14 protein-coding genes are annotated in these 14,473 nt (G+C 69.2%); 6 read left to right on the top strand and 8 right to left on the bottom strand.

Annotated features, from left to right (window positions below; all coding sequences use genetic code 11):
• The first annotated feature begins 2 nt into the window (after nt 1-2).
• Genes ASF88_RS07825 through ASF88_RS07815 form a run of 3 tightly spaced genes read left to right on the top strand, consistent with a single transcriptional unit; the run spans nt 3 to nt 2,255 of the window.
• Entirely contained in the window at nt 3-944 is a 942-nt protein-coding gene (locus tag ASF88_RS07825; protein ID WP_055916119.1) for a M56 family metallopeptidase, read from the top strand.
• Between the two features lie 49 nt (nt 945-993).
• Nucleotides 994-1,584, top strand: coding sequence for a TetR/AcrR family transcriptional regulator (locus ASF88_RS07820; RefSeq protein ID WP_055916117.1), 591 nt, complete (start codon nt 994-996; stop codon nt 1,582-1,584).
• Nucleotides 1,581-2,255, top strand: a complete 675-nt coding sequence (locus ASF88_RS07815; protein WP_055916114.1) for a DedA family protein — start codon at nt 1,581-1,583, stop codon at nt 2,253-2,255. The genes ASF88_RS07820 and ASF88_RS07815 overlap by 4 nt, the downstream gene beginning before the upstream one ends.
• Nucleotides 2,256-2,279: 24 nt before the next feature.
• Here the strand turns inward: ASF88_RS07815 and ASF88_RS07810 are convergent, their stop codons facing one another.
• The 5 genes from ASF88_RS07810 to ASF88_RS07790 all read right to left on the bottom strand — a co-directional run bounded on the left by ASF88_RS07810 (nt 2,280) and on the right by ASF88_RS07790 (nt 6,480).
• Nucleotides 2,280-3,212, bottom strand: a complete 933-nt coding sequence (locus tag ASF88_RS07810; RefSeq protein ID WP_055916112.1) for an ABC transporter substrate-binding protein — start codon at nt 3,210-3,212, stop codon at nt 2,280-2,282.
• A 58-nt stretch (nt 3,213-3,270) separates the two neighbouring features.
• Nucleotides 3,271-4,014, bottom strand: a complete 744-nt coding sequence (locus tag ASF88_RS07805) for an ABC transporter permease (protein WP_055916110.1) — start codon at nt 4,012-4,014, stop codon at nt 3,271-3,273.
• Nucleotides 4,011-4,700 (bottom strand): ABC transporter permease, encoded by a 690-nt coding sequence (locus ASF88_RS07800; RefSeq protein WP_055916108.1) that lies wholly within the window; start codon nt 4,698-4,700, stop codon nt 4,011-4,013. The genes ASF88_RS07805 and ASF88_RS07800 overlap by 4 nt, the downstream gene beginning before the upstream one ends.
• A complete protein-coding gene (locus ASF88_RS07795; protein ID WP_055916106.1) occupies nt 4,697-5,608 on the bottom strand; it encodes an ABC transporter ATP-binding protein in 912 nt (303 codons plus the stop codon). The genes ASF88_RS07800 and ASF88_RS07795 overlap by 4 nt, the downstream gene beginning before the upstream one ends.
• A gap of 212 nt (nt 5,609-5,820) precedes the next feature.
• On the bottom strand, nt 5,821-6,480 hold the full coding sequence (locus ASF88_RS07790; protein ID WP_055916104.1) for a TetR/AcrR family transcriptional regulator: 660 nt from the start codon (nt 6,478-6,480) through the stop codon (nt 5,821-5,823).
• Nucleotides 6,481-6,686: 206 nt separating this feature from the next.
• Between ASF88_RS07790 and ASF88_RS07785 the strand changes: the two genes are divergently transcribed.
• Genes ASF88_RS07785 through ASF88_RS07775 form a run of 3 tightly spaced genes read left to right on the top strand, consistent with a single transcriptional unit; the run spans nt 6,687 to nt 9,992 of the window.
• Complete coding sequence (locus ASF88_RS07785) at nt 6,687-7,754, top strand: App1 family protein (RefSeq protein WP_055916102.1); 1,068 nt, start codon at nt 6,687-6,689, stop codon at nt 7,752-7,754.
• A 55-nt stretch (nt 7,755-7,809) separates the two neighbouring features.
• A complete protein-coding gene (locus tag ASF88_RS07780; protein WP_055916901.1) occupies nt 7,810-8,886 on the top strand; it encodes a winged helix DNA-binding domain-containing protein in 1,077 nt (358 codons plus the stop codon).
• A 32-nt stretch (nt 8,887-8,918) separates the two neighbouring features.
• Complete coding sequence (locus tag ASF88_RS07775; protein ID WP_235493333.1) at nt 8,919-9,992, top strand: FUSC family protein; 1,074 nt, start codon at nt 8,919-8,921, stop codon at nt 9,990-9,992.
• Between the two features lie 54 nt (nt 9,993-10,046).
• Here the strand turns inward: ASF88_RS07775 and ASF88_RS07770 are convergent, their stop codons facing one another.
• From ASF88_RS07770 to ASF88_RS07760, 3 genes are all read right to left on the bottom strand, one after another.
• Complete coding sequence (locus ASF88_RS07770) at nt 10,047-11,813, bottom strand: proline--tRNA ligase (RefSeq protein WP_055916100.1); 1,767 nt, start codon at nt 11,811-11,813, stop codon at nt 10,047-10,049.
• 63 nt (nt 11,814-11,876) lie between these two features.
• Nucleotides 11,877-13,034, bottom strand: coding sequence for a flavodoxin-dependent (E)-4-hydroxy-3-methylbut-2-enyl-diphosphate synthase (gene ispG, locus ASF88_RS07765; RefSeq protein ID WP_200935242.1), 1,158 nt, complete (start codon nt 13,032-13,034; stop codon nt 11,877-11,879).
• A gap of 55 nt (nt 13,035-13,089) precedes the next feature.
• The gene (locus ASF88_RS07760; protein WP_200935241.1) at nt 13,090-14,421 is read right to left on the bottom strand and encodes a M50 family metallopeptidase; all 1,332 of its coding nucleotides are present in this window, start codon (nt 14,419-14,421) and stop codon (nt 13,090-13,092) included.
• Nucleotides 14,422-14,473 lie beyond the last annotated feature (52 nt).

Raw genomic sequence — 14,473 nt, 5'->3', positions numbered from 1 at the left:
GGATGCCCGTCGACTCGACCGCCGTCGTGCTCGGCGTGCTCGCGCTGGCCCTCGCCTGGCCGGTGCCGCTCCTCCTCGCCCGGGCGAAATGGCCCGCCGCAGCCCCGGTGCTGGCCCTCGCACTCTGGCAGTCGATCGCGCTGGCCGGAGGCATCTCGATGATCGGCTCGCTCCTGCTGGCAGGGCTCGAGCCGTTCGGCCACGATCTGGCGAGCCGCGTCTCCGGTGCCGCCGCCTCGCTGTTCTCGGGCCCGCTGCCACCGGACGTCTCGCTGCTCCACACGTTCTTCCTCAGCGCGGCGGTGCTGCTGACCGCGCACCTCCTGCTGAACCTCGCCCTGACCTCCGTGCGCAGCCGGCGCCAGCGCCACCGCCACATGGAACTCCTGCGCCTCCTCAGCTCACCGCTGCCCGACGAACCCGCCACCCGCATCATCGACCACCCGGCCCCTGCGGCGTACTGCCTCCCGGGCGCGCGCAGTGTCACCGTGCTCTCCGAAGGCATGATCGAGCTCCTCAGCCCCGACGAGCTGGAGGCCGTGATCGGCCACGAGCGGGCACACCTGCGCCAGAAGCACCACCTGCTGCTCGACGCCTTCCGCTCGTGGAAGCGCGCCCTCCCCTGGTTCCCGATCGCCACCCGCGCGCAGGACGCGGTCGCTCTGCTCGTGGAGATGCTCGCCGACGACACCGCACGACGCACCTCGGGGGATGCGGTCCTGGCCGACGCGATCCGGATCGTGGACTCGACCGGATCGGCCGGCACGGCCCTCGGCGCACCGAAGGACCCACGCACGCCCGAGCAGCGCCGCACGGCGCTGCTCGGGCGCGAGGCCCGGCTCACGGCCGACCACCGCACAGTCGGCACCGGCCTGCGCCTGCTCGTCGTCGTCGCGATCGTGCTGCTCGTCGTCGTGCCGCCGGTGCTCGTGCTCACCAGCTGACGCGCCCCTCCTCACGGACTGACCAGGCCCGTCCCACTAGCCTGGAACCATGCCGGAGAAACGGGGATACGCCAAGGGAATCGCCAAACGCGAGGAGATCCTCGCGCGCGCTCTGGAGGTGTTCGCCGACAAGGGCTACCGCAAGGCGTCCCTGCGCGAGATCGCCGACTCGGTCGGCCTCAGCCAGGCCGGCCTCCTGCACCATTTCTCGTCGAAAGAGGAGCTGTTCGCCGAAGTGCTCCGCAAGCGCGACGAGGTCGACTCGGCGGGAGGCGACTTCGGCTCCGAATGGACCGGCGCCTTCGACGGACTCGTCGGGATCGTGCGCCACAACGCCGAGGTCCCCGGCCTGGTGCAGCTCTACGCCACGATCTCCGCCGAGGCGGCCGACCCGGAGCATCCCGGCCACGACTACTTCGTCTCGCGCTACGAGCAGATCGTCGGAGGACTCGAGCAGTACCTCCGTGCCGAGCAGGAGGCCGGCCGCGTCCGCCCCGAGGCCGACCCGCGCACGCTCGCCCGGCTGGCCGTCGCCGTGGCCGACGGCATGCAGGTGCAGTGGATGCTCGACCCGAGCGCCGACATGGCCGATGCCGTCGAGGCCTACTGGTCGCTGATCCGGTCGGCACCGGACGCGTGAACGACGCCCTCACCTGGATCCTCGACCTCGTCCAGTCGGTCGATCCCGTGCTCCGAACGGTTCTCGCGGGAGTCGGGATCCTGCTGGAGACCTCGATCCTCGTCGGGCTGATCGTCCCCGGCGACACGATCGTGCTGGTCGCCTCGACAGCCGTCGCGAGCCCGGTGGAGTACGCCGCCCTCGTCGTCGCCGTCATCGTCGGCGCGCTCTGCGGCGAGTCGATCGGCTTCGCGCTCGGCCGCTACTTCGGCCCGCGCATCCGGGCGAGCCGGCTCGGCCGGCGACTCGGCCCGCAGAACTTCGACCGCGCGGAGGCCTACCTCGCCAAGCGCGGCGGCATCGCCGTCTTTCTCTCCCGCTTCCTGCCGGTGCTGCACTCGCTCATCCCGCTGACGGTCGGCATGAGCCCGATGCGCTACAAGACGTTCATGGCGTGGACCGCACCCGCCTGCGTGATCTGGGCGTTCGCCTACGTCAGCGTGGGAGCGCTCGCCGCCGGAAGCTACCGCGAGCTGTCTCAGGAGCTGCACTGGGCCGGCTACGTGTTCGTCGCCGTGATCGCGCTGTTCGTCGGGGTGGTGTTCGTGGTGAAGAAGGTCCTCCAGAAGCGGGAGGCCGCACACATGGATGCGGCGGCCCGGTCACCCGAGCCGCCGCACGCGGAGCAGTAAGGAGGCTCAGCCTCCCGCGCACCCTTATTTCTTGATCGGGTGCTCCTGCAGCCACTTCTTCGCCACAGCGTCGGGCTGGGTCTTGCTTGCGCCCTGGTTCTCGCTGTTCATGGTGATGAGGTCGTCCGTGGTCAGCTCGGCCGACACTTTGTTGAGCACCGACTTGACCGTGTCGGAGGCCTTCTTGCTGTTGATCAGCGGCAGGATGTTCTGCGCGGCGATCAGGTTCTTCGGGTCCTTCAGCACGACGAAGCCGTTGTCCTTGATGGCCGGGGTCGTCGTGTAGATGTCGGCCAGCTGCACGTCGCCGTTCTTGAGGGCGGTCACGGTGAGCGGGCCGCCCGAGTCGCTGATCGGCTTGAGGGTGGCCGTCACGCCGTAGGTCGACTTGAGCCCGGGGATGCCGTACGGACGGGTGGCGAACTCCGGGTTCGCACCCACCGTCAGCGGCACCGTGACCTTCTTGAGGTCTTCGAGGCTCGTCACGCTGTACTTGTCGGAGAACTCCTTGGTGACGTTGTAGGCGTCGGCGTCCTGCGCTTTGGCCTGGTCGAGCACCTCGAAGCCCTTCGGCAGGGCGTCGTTGAGGGCCGCGTAGACGTCATCGCTGGAGCTCGCGGTGCTGTTCTTGTCGTAGAACTGCAGAAGGTTGCCCGAGTACTCCGGGATGAGGTCGATCGAACCGTCCTGGAGCGCCTTCAGGTAGACGTCGCGCTGGCCGATGCTGGGCTTGTAGTTGACCTTGACACCGTTGGCGGCCAGGGCCTGGCCGTAGATCTGCATCAGGATCTCGGACTCGCCGAACGCGGCGGAGCCGATGGTGACGCTGTCGCTGGACGAGGAACTTCCGCTGGTGCTGAACGCGCCGCCTCCACCGGACGAGCATGCGCTGAGGGCGAGAAGCGCCCCCGCCGCGATCACGCCGGCCGCGATGCGGCCCTTCTTGGATCCGAACATGTGATTTCTCTCTCTTCTGTGTGCGATGGGTCTGTGAGCAGGATGACGAACGGGTGGGTCAGCGGACGGGCTGCCGGCCGGGCACGGTGACCCCGAACGCGCGCCAGGGGTCTTTCGCCCGGTCGGTGCGGACCTTCCCGGCCGAGACGCCGCGCGGGACGACCAGCTTCTGGGTGATCGCGAACAATCCGTCGGAGACGAGAGCGAGAGCGACCACGATGATCGACCCGCCCAGCATCTCGGGATAGTTCTGCACCGCCAGTCCGTCGAACAGGAACCGGCCGAGGCCGCCGACCGGCAGGATGGCCGCCACCGTCCACGTCGCGATGACCTGGAGCGCGCCGGAGCGGAGGCCGCCGAGGACGAGCGGGAGCGACAGCGGCAGCTCGACCTTGGCGAAGATCTGCCACTCGGTCATGCCGATCGCGCGCGCGGCGTCGATCGTGCTCCGGTTCACCGACTCCAAGCCGGAGTACGCCCCCGCGAGCAGCGGCGGGATGGCCAGGATCGTGAGCGCGATGAGCGGAGGGACGATCGAGATGTTCGCCATGATCAGCGCGAGGTAGACCACGAGGCCCAGGGTCGGCAGCGCCCGCAGCGCACCGGAGACGCCGACCGCGAATCCGCGCAGCCTCCCGGTGTGCCCGATCAGGAAACCGATCGGCAGAGCGATGATGCTCGCGATCAGCAGCGTGAGCAGCGTGTAGACGATGTGCTCGCCCGTGCGCGCCGGGATGCCGCCCGGCCCCGCCCAGTTGACGGGGTCGACGAGCCACTGGAACGCGGCGATGAAATCGGTCATGCCCCGGTCACCGCCTTCATCGCCGCGGAGCGCCGCAGCTGTCCGGTGCGCCGGTCGAGTCGCGACCACGGCAGCAGGAGCCGCCCGAGCAGCACGAGCACCAGGTCGAACACCAGCGCGACGACCATGATGAGGATGATGCCGACGGCGACCTCCTCCGGGTAGTACCGGTTGAGGCCGTCGGTGAAGAGCTGCCCCAGGTTCGGCACGCCCAGGAGGGCGCCGACGCTCACGAGACTGACCGTCGAGACCGACACGACGCGCAGGCCCGCGAGCAGCACCGGCCCAGCGAGCGGCAGCTCCACCGTCCAGAACCGCCGCCACCCGCCGAATCCGATCGCCGTCGCGGATTGGACGACGTCACCGGGTACCGAGGCGAGCGCATCGGCCGTCGTGCGCACCATGAGCGCCACGGCGTAGATGCTCAGGGCGATGACCACGTTCGCCGGATCGAGGATCTTCGTACCGATCAGCGCGGGCATGGCGAAGAACAGCGGAAGCGACGGGATCGCGTAGAGGATGCCGCCGATCGTCAGCAGCACCGGGCGGCTCACGCGATAGCGGTTGGCCACCCAGCCGATCGGCAGCGACACCACGAACCCGATCACGATGGGGATGGCGCTCAACCACACGTGCGAGATCGTGAGATTCCAGACCAGGCCGAGATTCGACCACAGGAAGTTCACTGCGGAAGCCGTGGAGGGGCGCCACCCTGCGTTACGGCGTCCGCACCACCCGCGACGGAAACCGCCGCGGCCTTTGAATCTTCGGAGGGGGAAGGCTCGGAGCTCAGGACGCCCGCAGTGCGCCCTTCGCTGTCGACGAGAACCGACCCGGTCGGGGTCTGCTCGATGTGGAGGGCGCGCTTGCCGCGGTCGGCGCCGACGAACGACGCCACGAAGTCGTCGGCGGGCGAGGCGAGGATCTCCGACGGCGTGCCCTTCTGGGCCACGATGCCGCCCTTGCGGAAGATGACCACCTGGTCGCCCAGCCGGAATGCCTCGTCGATGTCGTGCGTCACGAACAGCACTGTCTTGCCGAGCTCGCGCTGCAGCCGCAGGAGCTCGTTCTGGAGGTCGTCGCGCACGATCGGGTCGACAGCGCCGAACGGCTCGTCCATCAGCAGGATGTTCGGGTCGACGGCGAGACCGCGGGCCACTCCGACGCGCTGTTGCTGGCCTCCGGAGAGCTGGCTGGGGTACTTGTCTGCGAGCGACCGTTCGAGCCCGACCGTGTCCATCAGCTCGAGGGCACGCTCGTGGGCGGCCTTCTTCTTGACGCCGGTGAGCAGGGGGACGGTCGCGATGTTGTCGACGACCTTGCGGTGCGGCAGCAGCCCGGAGTTCTGCATCACATAGCCGATGCGGCGACGGAGGTGCACGGGCTTGAGGGTCTGCACGTCTTCACCGTCGATCGACACGCTGCCGCTCGTCGGGTCGACCATGCGGTTGACCATGCGGAGGATCGTCGTCTTGCCGCTGCCCGACGACCCCACCAGGACGGTGATCTGGCGCGACGGGATGACGAGAGAGAAGTCGTCGACCGCCACGGTCCCGTCGGGGAACCGCTTCGTCACCGAGCGGAACTCGATCATCGGCCCTCGATTCGGGGTAGGTACGGCACTCTCGCCGCTCGGGGCGGGCTGGTCACGATATTCAGGGCCATCGCTCCTACCCAAACAGCGTTTTCATCAATTCGCAATGAATTGAGTCGGTTTGTGGCAGGAAACCCAGGCACCATGTGACAACCCTGTCGGGTACCACCGACATTCCCGACTTCCGATTCCCGGGCGCGGGCCGGAGGGCGTCAGCCCTTCGGGTCGTACCGCCGCTCCAGGTACTCGCGCGCCACGATGCGCGCCTCGTCGATGTAGCGCGGGTCGCCCATCGGGTCGTCGAGGAACGCCCGGTTGATGAGGCCGTCCATGATCTCGACGACGATCTCCAGACGGAACGCCAGGTCTTCACCCGCAGGGAGGCCGAACTCCTCGGAGAGGATGGACGCGAACTGGGAGGCGAAGGACGCCGTGCGCTCGACCTCCTCTTCGCCGGGCAGACCCGAGCGCTCGGCGTCGGTGAAGCGGATGATCCGGAATCCCGGCTCGGTGCGGAACATCGCGACGAACGCGTCGATGGCGCACTCCACGGCGTTCCACCAGTGCTCGGGGCTCTCGGTGTGGATGGCCTCCACGACCGAGTGGCGGTAGCGCAGCAGTGCGCGGTCGCGCAGAGCCTGCAGCAGCACGATTCGGTCGGGGAAGTAGCGGTAGACCGTGCCGATGGAGGCGCCGGCGCGTTCGGCCACCATCGCGGTGGTCAGCCGGTCGAATCCGATCTCGTCGACCACCTCCGCAGCGGCGTCGAGCAGGGCGTCGATCCGAGCGGCGCTGCGCTCCTGGATCGGCTCCGTGCGCACGAGCGGCGCTCCGACGGTGTTCTGTGCGGCGACCAGGTCGTTGATGGGCACGAGGGCGACTCCTTCTTTCTGTGTTCCACGATACGCGTGCGGGTCCCCAGCCCGGCGTCGGATTCGGTACCGATGCTCACTTCGGATCATATTCGTGGAAACCTCACCTTTGCTCGGGAAATGCCTCAGACACACCGAAGATTCGTCCCCCAGATCTGGGGGCTGCGTCGGAGCGATCGTTCACTCCATGAGAAACTGGAACCTCTATGACCGCTACCCCAGCCAAGCGCGGCGCGAACGTCGAGCCGATCATGCACCGCGCAGCGCGTCTCGAGGACGCCTTCCACGAGTTCCGCGCCCGACGGGCCCGCAAGCGTGGATTCCTGCCGACCGTCGTGCCGTACGCCGGCTACGGCGGTCCGTCGTGGGTGCGCATCCTGGGCCGCGTCGTGCTGGCGAAGGAGCCGCGGCCGGGCAGCCGCGCGGAGCGCAAGCACCGCAAGCGCGAAGAGTCCATCCGCGGGTGGCGGTCGTTCATCAGCGTCCCCGTCGCCGACGTGCCGGTCGTGATCGAGGTGGAGGGCGACCGTCACGAGGTCCTGCCCGATCGGGGCGGCGTCATCGACACCGTGATCCCGGTGCAGCTCACGCCGGGTTGGCACACCGTCACGATGACGGTCCCGGCATCGGCGCGCGTCTTCGAGGCGCCCGTCTACATCGTGGATCCCAAGGCCACCTTCGGAATCATCTCCGACGTCGACGACACGGTCATGGTCACCGCACTCCCCCGGCCATTCCTGGCCGCCTGGAACACGTTCGTGCTGGACGAGCACGCGCGCGTGCCCACGCCGGGGATGTCCGTGCTCCTGGAACGGCTGGCTGCGGCGCATCCCGGCGCGCCGGTGATCTACCTGTCCACCGGCGCCTGGAACGTCGCGCCCACGCTCACGCGCTTCCTCTCTCGCAATCTCTTCCCCGCCGGGCCGCTGCTGCTCACCGACTGGGGCCCGACGCACGATCGGATCTTCCGCTCCGGCCGGGAGCACAAGCAGACCAGCCTCGCCCGTCTGGCCGAGGAGTTCCCCGGCATGCGCTGGCTGCTGATCGGCGACGACGGACAGCACGACGAAGCGCTCTACGGCGAGTTCACGACCGACCACCCGGGCAATGTCGCCGCCGTCGCCATCCGGCAGCTGTCCAACGGCGAGGCGGTGCTCGCCGGCGGCCGCTCCAAGGCCGAGAAGCACAGCGAGATCTCGGGGGCGCCGTGGGTCTACGCTCCCGATGGCGCCGGCCTGCTCGAACAGCTGCGCGAGCTCGACCTCCTGCCCTGACGGGCTCTGCCGCTCCTTCGCGTCGGCTGTCGGCCGTCTGCACCAGACTGGGCTCATGACGTCCCGCGCCGACCTGCTCCGGATGCGCCGCCTCGCGCACGCGATCGACGGAGAGCGCGACGAGACCCCCGGCGACGTGGCGCGCCGCCTTCTCGCGACGCAGGCCCAGGACTTCGCCGCAGCCTGCTGGGCGCTCGCACTGCGCACGACGCGCGCGACACGCGCCGACGTGCTCGCCGACCTCGACGCGGGCACGATCGTGCGCTCCTGGCCGATGCGCGGAACGCTGCATTTCGTCCCTCCGGAAGACCTGCGCTGGATGCTCAGCGTCACCACTGCTCGGATGGTCGCGGGCCTCGCCGCCCGTCATCGGCAACTGGAGCTCGAGTCCCCCGACTTCGTCCGTGCCCGCGACCTCGTCACCGACGCCTTGTCCGGCGGTCGCAGCATCGGCCGAGCGGAGGTCATGGAGCTCTGGGAACAGGCGGGCATCTCGACGACCGGCCAGCGCGGGTACCACCTCATCTACTTCCTCGCCCAGACCGGCGTGATCTGCTGGGGGCCCACGCTCCGGACGCAGCAGGCTCTCGTGCTGCTCGACGAATGGGCGCCCTCGTCGCGGCACCTCGAGCCCGACGAGGCGTGGGGCGAGTTCCTCCTGCGCTATCTGCGCGGACACGGACCGGCCACGATCAAGGACTTCGTCTGGTGGACGAAGGGCACGGTCGCCGGGGCGAAGACCGCGTTGGGGGTGCTCGGCGACGCCGTCACCACGCTGGAGGTCGACGGCGTCCCGTACCTCGTGACGGCGGAACTCGCGGATCGGGCGGCCTCCACGCCCCAGACCCGCAAGGAACGGGAGGCCGTGCACCTCCTCCCGGCGTTCGACGAGTACCTGCTGGGCTATCAAGACCGCCGAGCGGTGCTCGACGACGAGCACTTCGAACGGATCGTGCCGGGGGGCAACGGCATCTTCCAGCCCACGATCGTCGCCCGCGGCCGAGTCGTCGGCACCTGGCGCCGGCCCGGGGGTGATGGTCGGGTCGATCTTCAGCCGTTCGTCCCGCTGACCGCGACGCAGGAGCAGGCGGCAGGGCGGGCTGCGGAGGCCTACCGCCGTTTCGCGATCTGAGCCGCACGGGCACGGCGGGCTACGCTGGTCTCGTGGCTCCGAAGTTCCCGGTCAAGATCCAGCTGCCCGCGAACATCCGGGCTTCCTCGAGGATCCCCTTCCTCCAGGTCGCCAAGACCGCGGCCGCGATGATCATCTCGTGGGGTATCGCGACCCTGTTGTTCCCCGGAGAGCTCCCGGTATTCGCGGCGATCGCCTCCCTCCTCGTCGTGCAGCCGAGCGTCAACCAGTCCGTCGGACGCGCAATCGAACGCTCGATCGGCGTGATCTTCGGCGTGGTGATCGCGTACGTGGTCGGTCTGGCGTTCGGCAGCAACACCTGGATCGTCCTGCTCACCCTGGTCGCCTCCCTCTTCCTGTCCTGGGCGCTCAAGCTCACCCCTGGCACGGCGAACCAGGTCCCGATCAGCGTCATGCTCGTGCTCTCGCTGGGCGCGGCGAACTTGGAGTACCCGCTCGCCCGCATCGTCGAGACGGTGCTCGGCGCCGCGGTCGGCGTGATCATCAACATCGCCGTCGTCCCCCCGGTGCTCACCGGCCCGGCACGCACGGCCGTCCTCTCGCTCGGCACGGAGATCGCCGCGACGCTCGACCGGCTCGCCCACGCCCTCACGAGCCGGCCGACTCCCGGCGAACGGGACGCCCTCCTGATCGAGGCGCGCCTGCTGCGGCCGATGGAGAAGAAGGCCGAGGCGGCCCTCACCGCCGCCGACGAGAGCCTCACGCTCAACCCGCGGCAGTCCCGCCATCGAGCCGTGCTCGACCACGACAAGCAGCTGTTCGCCCGGCTGCGACCGCTGATCACCCGCTCGCTCGGCATGACCCGCGCGTTCCACGACCACTACGACGACAGCCTCGCCGACGAACCGACCATCGCCGCGATCGCCGACGAGCTGGAGCGCTCCGCCCACGATCTGCGGCTGCTCTCGCGCGACCCTGACGCCCCGCCGGTGGAGCCTGCGACCGAGACGGCGGGCATCCCCGTTCTGACGGCGCCCCTCGTCATCACGACCCCGAATCCGCGGCACTGGGTGCTCATCGGCTCGCTGATGGAGGATCTGCGCCGCATCCACGCGGAGATCACCGGAGACGACGACGCCGCCTGAGCCCCGCGTTCGGCATTGGTCAAGCGGCGTCGGATGCGCACGTGCGCGTTCGGGTCAGGCGGTCAGCGCGGCGACCGCCTCGGCCAGCGGGAGCGTCGCGCGCTCGCCGGTGCGGCGATCCCACAGCTCGACCTCGCCGTCGGCGGCCCCGCGGCCGGCCACCAGCACACGCGGGATTCCGATGAGTTCCGCGTCGCCGAACTTGACGCCGGGCGACACCTTGGGCCGGTCGTCCAGCAGCACGTCGAGCCCCGCGGCCTCCAGCTCGGCGGTCGCCTGCTCGGCCACCTCGAACGCCACGGCGTCACGGCCGGCGGCCACGACGTGCACGTCGAACGGGGACACCGACGCCGGCCACACGAGGCCCTTGTCGTCGTTGTTCTCTTCGGCGATGATCGCCAGGATGCGCGTGACGCCGATGCCGTAGGAGCCCATGGTCACCGTGACGAGCTTGCCGTTCTCGTCGAGCACCTTCAGACCGAGGGCGTCGGCGTACTTGCGACCCAGCTGGAAGACGTGCCCGATCTCCATGCCGCGGGCGAGCTCGACGGGGCCGGAGCCGTCGGGCGCGGGGTCGCCGGGCTTGACCTCCGCGACCTCCACGACGCCGTCCCAGCCGAAATCGCGACCGGCGACCAGGCCGAAGACGTGCTTGCCCTCGACGTTCGCGCCGGTGATCCAGCCGGAGCCCTCGACGACGCGCGGGTCGACCACGTAACGGATACCGGTGGAGGCCTCCTCGCCAAGCACAGGGCCCTCCGCCGACCAGGGGCCGATGTAGCCCCTGACCAGTCCGGGGTGCTTGCGGAAGTCGTCCTCGTTCGCCGCGTCGATGTCGGCGGGAGCGAACGCGACCTCCGCGCGCTTGAGGTCGACTTCGCGGTCACCGGGGAGGCCGACGACGACGAGCTCGCGCGTGCCGTCGAGGTGCGTCAGGGCAACGACGACGTTCTTCAGCGTGTCGGCGGCCGTCCAGGCGCGGCCGTCCGGACGCGGGTGCTTCTCGTTCGCGACATCCACGAGCGTCTGGATCGTTGGGGTGTCGGGAGTGTCCAGCACCTCCTGCGGCGTGAGGCGCTCGAAGCTGCGCGCGGCGGGCGGCGTCGTGGTGAAGGCCTCCACGTTGGCGGCGTAGCCCCCGGCCGACCGCACGAAGGTGTCCTCGCCGACGGGCGTGGGGTGCAGGAACTCCTCGCTGCGCGAGCCGCCCATCGCACCGGCGTCGGCCTGCACGATCACGTAGTCCAGCCCGAGACGCGTGAAGATGCGCTCGTACGCGTCTCGCTGCGCCATGTAGCTGGTGTCGAGGCCCTCGTCGGTGTAATCGAACGAGTAGGCGTCCTTCATCGTGAACTCGCGTCCGCGCAGCAGACCGGCCCGCGGACGCGCCTCGTCGCGGTACTTGTCCTGGATCTGGTAGATCGCCAGCGGCAGGTCTTTGTACGACGAGTAGAGGTCCTTCACCAGCAGCGTGAAGACCTCCTCGTGCGTGGGCGCGAGCAGGTAGTCGGCGCCCTTGCGGTCCTTGAGGCGGAAGATGCCGTCGCCGTACTCCTCCCAGCGTCCGGTGGCCTCGTAGGGCTCGCGCGGGAGCAGCGCCGGGAAGTGCACCTCGTGCGCGCCGGCGGCCGTCATCTCCTCGCGGATGATCTGCTCGATCTTGCCCTTGACCCGCAACCCCAGCGGCAACCACGCGAAGATGCCCGGCGCCTGGCGGCGGATGTAGCCGGCGCGCACGAGGAGCTTGTGGCTGGTCACCTCCGCGTCGGAGGGGTCTTCACGGAGGGTGCGGAGGAAGTAGTTCGTCAGGCGAGTAGGCACCGTTCCATGTTAGTGGTGCGGTGGAGGTGGGCTCGGCCCGCCCGCGCGCGCGGGCGACGCGGTCTAGTGGCCGACGGTGACGACGGGCTCGCCCGAGGCGACCTGGGCGGCCTCCATCTCGGCGGCGATGCGATTGGCCTCCGCGATGAGCGTCTCCACGATCTCGGCCTCCGGCACGGTCTTGATGACCTCGCCCTTGACGAAGATCTGGCCCTTGCCGTTGCCGCTGGCGACTCCGAGGTCGGCCTCGCGGGCCTCCCCGGGGCCGTTGACGACGCAGCCCATCACCGCGACGCGCAGCGGCACGCTCATGCCCTGCAGGCCCTCGGTCACGCTGTCGGCGAGGGTGTAGACGTCGACCTGGGCGCGCCCGCAGCTCGGGCACGACACGATCTCGAGCTTGCGCTCGCGGAGGTTGAGCGACTGGAGGATCTGGAGGCCCACCTTGACCTCTTCGGCCGGCGGGGCCGACAGCGAGACGCGGATCGTGTCGCCGATGCCCTCGGCGAGCAGGATGCCGAACGCCGTCGCTGACTTGATCGTGCCCTGGAAGGCGGGGCCGGCCTCGGTGACGCCGAGGTGGAGGGGCCAGTCGCCGCGTTCGGCGAGCTGGCGGTAGGCCTTGACCATGACGATCGGGTCGTTGTGCTTGACCGAGATCTTGAAGTCGTGGAAGTCGTGCTCCTCGAAGAGGCCGGCCTCCCAGACCGCGCTCTCGACGAGCGCCTCGGCCGTCGGCTTGCCGTACTTCTGCAACAGACTGGGCTCAAGCGAACCGGCGTTGACGCCGATGCGCAGGGACACGCCGGCCGCCTTGGCATAGGCCGCGATCTTGCCCACCTGGTCGTCGAACTTGCGGATATTGCCGGGGTTCACGCGCACGGCCGCGCACCCGGCGTCGATCGCCGCGTAGACGTAGTTGGGCTGGAAGTGGATGTCGGCGATCACCGGGATCTGGCTCTTCCTGGCGATGATCGGCAGCGCCTCCGCGTCGTCCCGGCTCGGGACGGCCACACGGACGATGTCGCACCCGGAGGCCGTGAGCTCGGCGATCTGCTGGAGGGTCGCGTTGATGTTCGTCGTCGGCGTCGTGGTCATCGACTGCACGCTGACGGGGGCGTCACCGCCGACCAGGACCTTTCCGACGCGGATCTGACGGGACTTGCGACGGGGTGCGAGGGTCTCGGGGACCTTGGGCATCCCCAAATTGATTGCTGCCACCCGACAATCCTACGCGTGCGGGTGGGAGGTGGCTGGGCGTGACTCGGGAGCCGGCTCAGCCGAAGAGGTTGATCGGCTTCACGATGTCTGCGTACATGAGCAGCACGCTCATCCCGCCGAGGACCACCACCACGGCCATCGTCAGCGGCATCAGCTTGGCCATGTCGACGGGGCCCGGATCGCGCCGCTTGAACAGCTTGGCCATGGTCCGCCGGAAGCCCTCCCAGAGCGCCCCCGCGATGTGCCCGCCGTCGAGCGGCAGCAGCGGGATCAGGTTGAAGACGAAGAGCGCGACGTTGAGTGACGCCAGGATGCCCAGCATCGTGTAGACCTTGTCGATCACCGGCACGCCGTCGAGAGCGGTCAGCTCTCCCGCCGCGCGCCCGATCCCGACGAGGCTGATCGGCCCGTTCGGGTCGCGCTGGCCGGAGCCGAACGCCGCGTTCCAGACCTCGACCATGCGCTGCGGGAGGTGGACGATCACCCCGACGACCGCGCCGGTCTGCGCGCCGACGGCGGGCAGCACCGAGGTGATCGGCTGGGGCACGAGCTGCTGCACCGGGCCGATGCCGACGAAGCCGACCGTGAGCGTCTCCGTGCTACCGTCCGCGCTCTTGACGACCTGGCCGCCGGCGTCGGTCTTGGCCACGGTGTTCGTCTTCGGCGTGAGGACGACCGTGCGCTCCTGCCCGTCGCGGCGGAGCACGACGGTGAGCGGTCGATCCGCGGACTCGCGGATGATCGCCGTGGACTGCGCCCACGAGGTGATGGTCTTTCCGCCGATGCTGACGATGGTGTCGCCGGGCTTCAGGCCCGCTGCCGCGGCCGGCCCCTCCGGAGCGTTCGACCCGCAGGTCTGCGAGCTGCTCGTCGCGGGCAGCATGCACTGACTCACCGTGCCGATGGTCGTCGAGTTCTGCGGCGTGCCGAACCCCATCAGGATCACGCCGAAGAGCACTGTCGCGATCACCAGGTTCATGAACGGACCGCCGAACATGATGATGACCCGCTTCCAGACCGCCAGCCGGTAGAAGGTGCGGTCCTCCTCGCCGACCATCACGGTCTCGGCGCTCGCCGTGCGGGCGTCCTGCACCATGGCCTGCATGAAGCCGGTCGTCGCGTTGCGGCCGGCGCCGCCCTCCTTGCCGGGAGGGAACATCCCGATCATGGAGATGTAGCCGCCGAGCGGGATCGCCTTGATTCCATACTCGGTCTCACCCCGCTTGACCGAGAACAGCGTGCGGCCGAACCCGATCATGTACTGAGTGACCTTGACGCCGAACAGCTTCGCGGGCACCAGGTGCCCGATCTCGTGCAACGCGATCGAGAGCGCGACGCCGATCAGGATGATGACGACGCCGAGGATGAACAGCAGCACGGAATCCACCTGCACAGGTTAGTCGCGATCTCTTGGAGCGAGCCGGACGCTTGCTATGCGC

This window comes from Leifsonia sp. Leaf336, from assembly GCF_001423695.1.
Taxonomy (GTDB): domain Bacteria; phylum Actinomycetota; class Actinomycetes; order Actinomycetales; family Microbacteriaceae; genus Leifsonia.
Note: the sequence above shows the minus strand (reverse complement) of the source record. Positions and strands in the feature narration are given on the sequence as shown.

Coding starts and splice junctions, on each gene's coding strand:
- ASF88_RS07785 (WP_055916102.1), top strand. CDS start 6,687: ATGACCGCTACCCCAGCCAAGCGCGGCGCGAACGTCGAGCCGATCATG.
- ASF88_RS07780 (WP_055916901.1), top strand. CDS start 7,810: ATGACGTCCCGCGCCGACCTGCTCCGGATGCGCCGCCTCGCGCACGCG.
- ASF88_RS07810 (WP_055916112.1), bottom strand. CDS start 3,212: ATGTTCGGATCCAAGAAGGGCCGCATCGCGGCCGGCGTGATCGCGGCG.
- ASF88_RS07795 (WP_055916106.1), bottom strand. CDS start 5,608: ATGATCGAGTTCCGCTCGGTGACGAAGCGGTTCCCCGACGGGACCGTG.
- ASF88_RS07805 (WP_055916110.1), bottom strand. CDS start 4,014: ATGACCGATTTCATCGCCGCGTTCCAGTGGCTCGTCGACCCCGTCAAC.
- ASF88_RS07825 (WP_055916119.1), top strand. CDS start 3: ATGCCCGTCGACTCGACCGCCGTCGTGCTCGGCGTGCTCGCGCTGGCC.
- ASF88_RS07820 (WP_055916117.1), top strand. CDS start 994: ATGCCGGAGAAACGGGGATACGCCAAGGGAATCGCCAAACGCGAGGAG.